The 5,378-nt window shown below is 60.8% G+C and carries 5 protein-coding genes; 2 read left to right on the top strand and 3 right to left on the bottom strand.

Annotated features, from left to right (window positions below):
* Positions 1–102: 102 nt before the first annotated feature.
* On the bottom strand, positions 103–1,302 hold the full coding sequence (gene tyrS / locus BLX42_RS12545; RefSeq protein ID WP_161871890.1) for a tyrosine--tRNA ligase: 1,200 nt from the start codon (positions 1,300–1,302) through the stop codon (positions 103–105).
* A gap of 217 nt (positions 1,303–1,519) precedes the next feature.
* Between tyrS and BLX42_RS12550 the strand changes: the two genes are divergently transcribed.
* Together BLX42_RS12550 and BLX42_RS12555 are read left to right on the top strand one after the other, a co-directional pair.
* Positions 1,520–2,938, top strand: a complete 1,419-nt coding sequence (locus BLX42_RS12550) for a peptidoglycan DD-metalloendopeptidase family protein (protein ID WP_161871891.1) — start codon at positions 1,520–1,522, stop codon at positions 2,936–2,938.
* A gap of 3 nt (positions 2,939–2,941) precedes the next feature.
* Entirely contained in the window at positions 2,942–4,033 is a 1,092-nt protein-coding gene (locus BLX42_RS12555) for an anhydro-N-acetylmuramic acid kinase (RefSeq protein ID WP_161871892.1), read from the top strand.
* Between the two features lie 59 nt (positions 4,034–4,092).
* Here the strand turns inward: BLX42_RS12555 and erpA are convergent, their stop codons facing one another.
* A complete protein-coding gene (gene erpA, locus BLX42_RS12560; RefSeq protein WP_046787605.1) occupies positions 4,093–4,443 on the bottom strand; it encodes an iron-sulfur cluster insertion protein ErpA in 351 nt (116 codons plus the stop codon).
* A 167-nt stretch (positions 4,444–4,610) separates the two neighbouring features.
* Positions 4,611–5,378: N-acetyl-gamma-glutamyl-phosphate reductase (argC, locus tag BLX42_RS12565; RefSeq protein WP_161871893.1), on the bottom strand; the 768-nt coding region annotated here is incomplete at its 5' end.

Below are 5,378 nucleotides of genomic sequence, written 5' to 3' on the forward strand. Positions count from 1 at the left end.
GCCCGTCAAGGCTTAATTTCAATAAACCTTGATATCGCCTAAAACAAAGCGGGGAGGCCTGTAGGCCTCCCCGCTTCTATATATAGCTACGCCACCAGACGCTCACTCCGCCTTGAGCGTAACCCGGGCAAACGCCTTCTTGCCCGCCTGACACACATGAGTGGCGCCAATCGCAAACATGAAGTCACGCTCGACCACCGCCCCATCAACCTTGACCGCACCACCATTGAGCAGATCGCGCGCCATCGCCGAGTTCTTCACCAGGCCAGCACGGTTCAGCACAGCAGCGATCGGCAAGTCTTCAGCCGCGGTCACTTCAATCTCGGGCAGATCTTCCGGCAACTCTCCCTCTTTCATGCGATTACCCGCCGCACGGTGGGCGTTGGCAGCCGCCTCTTCACCATGGAAACGCGCAACGAGCTCTTCCGCCAGCTTGATCTTGATGTCGCGCGGGTTCGCACCATTGGCGACATCAGCACGGTACTGCTCGATCTCCTCCATGGAGCGGAAGCTCAGCAATTCGAAGTAACGCCACATCAGCGTGTCCGGGATCGACACCAGCTTGCTGTACATCACCCCAGGCGCTTCCTGGATACCGACATAGTTGCCCAGCGACTTGGACATTTTCTTAACGCCGTCCAGCCCTTCGAGCAGCGGCATGGTCACGATGCTCTGCGCTTCCTGGCCGTAGGCGCGCTGCAGCTCGCGCCCCATCAGCAAGTTGAACTTCTGGTCGGTACCACCCAGCTCCACATCAGCCTTGAGGGCTACCGAGTCGTACCCCTGCACCAGCGGGTAAAGGAACTCATGGATGGCGATCGGCTGATTGGTGGTATAGCGCTTGTCGAAGTCATCGCGCTCAAGCATGCGCGCCACCGTGTACTGCGACGCCAGGCGAATGAAGTCAGCCGGTGTCAGCTTGTCCATCCAGGTGGAGTTGAACGCGACCTCGGTCTTGGCCGGATCGAGAATCTTGAACACCTGCTGCTTGTAGGTCTCGGCATTATCCAGCACCTGCTCACGGGTCAACGGCGGGCGCGTCGCGCTTTTGCCACTCGGATCACCGATCATTCCAGTGAAGTCGCCGATCAGGAAGACGACCTGATGACCCAGCTCCTGGAACTGGCGCAGCTTGTTGATCAGCACGGTGTGCCCCAGGTGCAGGTCAGGCGCAGTCGGATCGAAACCTGCCTTGATACGCAGAGGCTGGCCGCGCTTGAGCTTCTCGACCAGTTCCGACTCGACCAACACTTCTTCCGCACCGCGCTTGATAAGCGCCAGCTGCTCTTCAACCGACTTCATAGACAGACCCGCAAGGCTCAGATTCAAGGGGAGCCAACCATACAAGATCGGCCATCAAATACAAGTTTCGCAACGGGATGTGACCTGACCGCAGCCTCGCGGCGTCTACGCGCCCTTGCGTGAAATTGGATTTGGTTATATTTTATACAGTTATTTCATCTTCATCATGTCATTCATCTTTTCCATATTCACTTTTCTTCAAAAAGCCACCTTACCTATGACCGACGAAACGCCTAAAGCGCCACCGCTTTATCCGAAAAGCCATCTGCTGGCCGCCAGCGGCATCGCCGCCCTGCTCAGCCTGGCTCTGCTGGTATTTCCGTCCAGCGAAGTCGAAGCCAAGAAGACCACGCTCAGCCTCGAGCTGGAAAGCCCGGCAGAGCAACTGAAGGGCGAGCCCGGTGCCGCGCCCCTGGTGCAGAGCGAAGCAGATCAAGGCTCACCGTTCGCACAAATCGAAGGTGCCGACTCCAAGACCGAGCAAGCTACTCAAGAACTTCCAGCCCCAGAACAGAAACCAGAGGCCAAGGAGCCTGGGCATCGCGAAATCACCGTGGCGCGTGGCGATACACTGTCCACCCTGTTCGAAAAAGTCGGCCTGCCCGCCAATGCGGTGCACGACCTGCTGGCCAGCAACAAGCAGGCCAAGCAGTTCAGCCAGCTCAAGCATGGCCAGGTGCTGCAATTCGAACTCGACAAGGACGGCCAACTGGCCAGCCTGCAAAGCAAGGTCAGTACCCTCGAGACCATCCGCCTGACAAAGACCGCCAAGGGCTACAGCTTCGACCGCGAAATCAGCAAGCCGTTGGTACGCACTGCCTACGCCCACGGCGTGATCAAAAGTTCGTTGTCGGCCTCGGCCCAGCGTGCCGGCCTGTCGCACAGCCTGACCATGGACATGGCCAAAGTACTGGGCTACGACATCGATTTCGCTCAGGACATCCGCCAGGGTGACGAATTCGACGTCGTCTACGAGCAGAAAGTCATGGATGGCAAGGTGATCGGTACAGGCAACATCCTGTCCGCCCGCTTCACCAACCGCGGCAAGACCTACACTGCGGTGCGCTATACCAACAAGCAGGGCAACACCAGCTACTACACAGCCGACGGCAACAGCCTGCGCAAGGCGTTCATCCGTACCCCCGTGGACTTTGCCCGTATCAGCTCGCGGTTTTCCGCTGGCCGCAAGCACCCTATTCTGAACAAGATCCGCGCACACAAGGGCGTCGACTATGCCGCGCCACGCGGCACACCAATCAAGGCAGCCGGTGACGGTCGCATCGAGCTGGCCGGCCGTCGCGGCGGGTACGGCAACACAGTGATCATCGCCCACGGCAACCGGTACAAGACCCTCTACGGGCACATGCAGGGCTTTGCCAAAGGCATCAAGACCGGCAGCAGTGTGAAGCAGGGGCAGATCATCGGTTATATCGGTACCACCGGCCTGTCTACAGGGCCGCACCTGCACTATGAGTTCCAGGTCAATGGCGTCCACGTCGACCCGCTGAGCCAGAAGGTACCGATGTCCGATCCGATCGCCAAGGCCGAACGCCAGCGGTTCTTGCAGCAGAGCAAGCCACTGATCGCGCGCATGGATCAGGAAAAGGCCACCATGCTCGCAGCGAACAAGCGCTGAGCTATGGCGCTCTACCTGGGGGTAATGTCTGGCACCAGCCTCGACGGCCTGGACATTGCCCTGATCGAGCAAGGCGAGCAGCTGAAGCTGCTCGCCACCCACTACCTGCCAATGCCCGCCGACCTGCGTCAGCAACTGCTTGCCCTGTGTGCCAGCGGCCCTGATGAAATCGCACGTGCAGCGTTGGCGGAAAACCACTGGGCCAGCCTGGCCGCAGCAGGTATACAGCAGCTGCTGAAAAAGCAGGGGCTGCAGCCTGACGCCATCCGCGCCATCGGCAGCCATGGCCAGACCATCCGCCACGAGCCTGCCCGTGGCTTTACCGTGCAGATCGGCAACCCGGCATTACTCGCCGAGCTCACCGGGATCACAGTGGTAGCCGACTTCCGCCGGCGCGATGTGGCTGCTGGCGGCCAAGGCGCTCCGTTGGTGCCCGCGTTTCATGAAACCCTGTTCGGCCGTCTTGGCCAGCGGTTGGCAGTGCTCAACGTAGGCGGTTTCAGCAACCTCAGCCTGATCGAGCACGACACGCCAGTCCACGGTTTCGACTGCGGCCCCGGCAATGTGTTGCTGGATGCCTGGGTCGAGCGTAAGCGCGGCCAGGCTTATGACGCAGACGGCGCCTGGGCAGCTACTGGTGTGGTCCAGACCGATTTGCTGGGCGCGTTGCTGAGCGACCCTTTCTTCGCCGGCAGCGGCCCGAAGAGTACTGGCCGCGAAGTGTTCAACCTGCCTTGGCTGGATGGCCATCTCGCTCGCATGCCGCATTATCGTGACGAAGATGTTCAGGCCACGCTGCTCGAGCTGACGGCGCGCAGCATCATCGAGTCCTTGCGCGATGCACAGCAAGGCACAGAAGCGCTGCTTGTATGTGGCGGCGGTGCACGCAACGGTGCATTGATGGCTCGCCTTGACGCGCTGCTACCCGATGCCCGGGTCACCAGCACCCAGGCATATGGCGTAGACCCCGACTGGGTCGAGGGCATGGCATTTGCCTGGCTGGCCCATTGCTGCCTGGAAGGCATCGCCGCCAACCGCCCCAGCGTGACGGCAGCCAAGGGGCTGCGGGTTCTCGGCGCGATCTACCCGGCCTGACCTTGCGACCGCAACGAAAACGCCGCGCAAATGCGCGGCGTTTTTTGTACCACCGGGCTTCAGATCGAGAAGGAAGAGCCGCAGCCACAAGTGGTGGCGGCATTCGGGTTCTTGATCACGAAGCGCGAGCCCTCAAGGCCTTCCTGGTAATCCACCTCCGCGCCCGCCAGATACTGGAAGCTCATAGGATCTACCACCAGAGATACACCTTCGCGCTCGACGATGGTGTCATCTTCGGCCACATCTTCATCGAAGGTGAAGCCGTACTGGAAACCCGAGCAGCCGCCACCGGTCACGAAAACCCGCAGCTTCAGGCGATCATTGCCTTCCTCGCAAACCAGGGTCTTCACCTTTTGCGCGGCGCCGTGAGTAAATTCCAAAGCCGTGGGGGTGAAGGTTTCGACGCTCATGTTGATTCTCCCGGCGCAGTAGCCGCCATAAAACTCGATGACGCGCATTATCCGCTTCTCCGAGAAAATCGGTCAACAATACGTAAGCAGCAAGTGACAAGCTCCAAGCTGAACGCAATACGCTCACTTGCAGCTTAGAGCTTGCCGCTTGCCGCTTGTGGCTGCTGTCAGGGCAGCAGGCCCGCATGGGACAGGCCCATGCGCTCGTCCAGGCCGAACAGGATGTTCAGGTTCTGCACCGCCTGGCCTGACGCGCCCTTGACCAGGTTATCGATGACCGACAGCACTACCACCAGGTCACCACCTTGCGGGCGATGAACGGCGATACGGCAGACGTTGGCACCGCGCACGCTACGGGTTTCCGGGTGGCTGCCCGCTGGCATCACGTCGACGAACGGCTCGTCTGCGTAGCGCTTCTCGAACAGTGCCTGCAAGTCGACCGACTTATCGGCAACAGTCGCGTACAGGGTCGAGTGAATGCCGCGGATCATCGGGGTCAGATGCGGCACGAAGGTCAGGCCGATGTCCGTGCCTGCAGCCAGGCGTAGGCCTTGGCTGATTTCCGGCAAGTGACGGTGGCCCTTGACCGCGTAGGCCTTCATGCTCTCGCCAGCTTCGCAGAACAGCGAACCCACGGCGGCGCCACGACCGGCGCCGCTGACACCCGACTTGCAGTCGGCGATCAGGCGCAACGGGTCGGCCAGGCCAGCTTCAAGCAGCGGCAGGAAGCCCAACTGGGTAGCGGTCGGGTAGCAGCCCGGCACAGCGATCAGGCGCGCCTGGCGAATTTTCTCACGGTTGACTTCAGGCAGGCCGTAGACCGCATCCTTGAGCAACTCCGGCGCGCCGTGCGGCTGCCCGTACCATTTTGCCCACTCGGCAGCGTCCTGCAGGCGGAAGTCGGCGGACAGGTCAATGACCTTGGTCCCGGCAGC

Origin of the sequence: Pseudomonas sp. SG-MS2 (genome assembly GCF_009933855.1) — a bacterium.
GTDB lineage: Bacteria > Pseudomonadota > Gammaproteobacteria > Pseudomonadales > Pseudomonadaceae > Aquipseudomonas > Aquipseudomonas putida_E.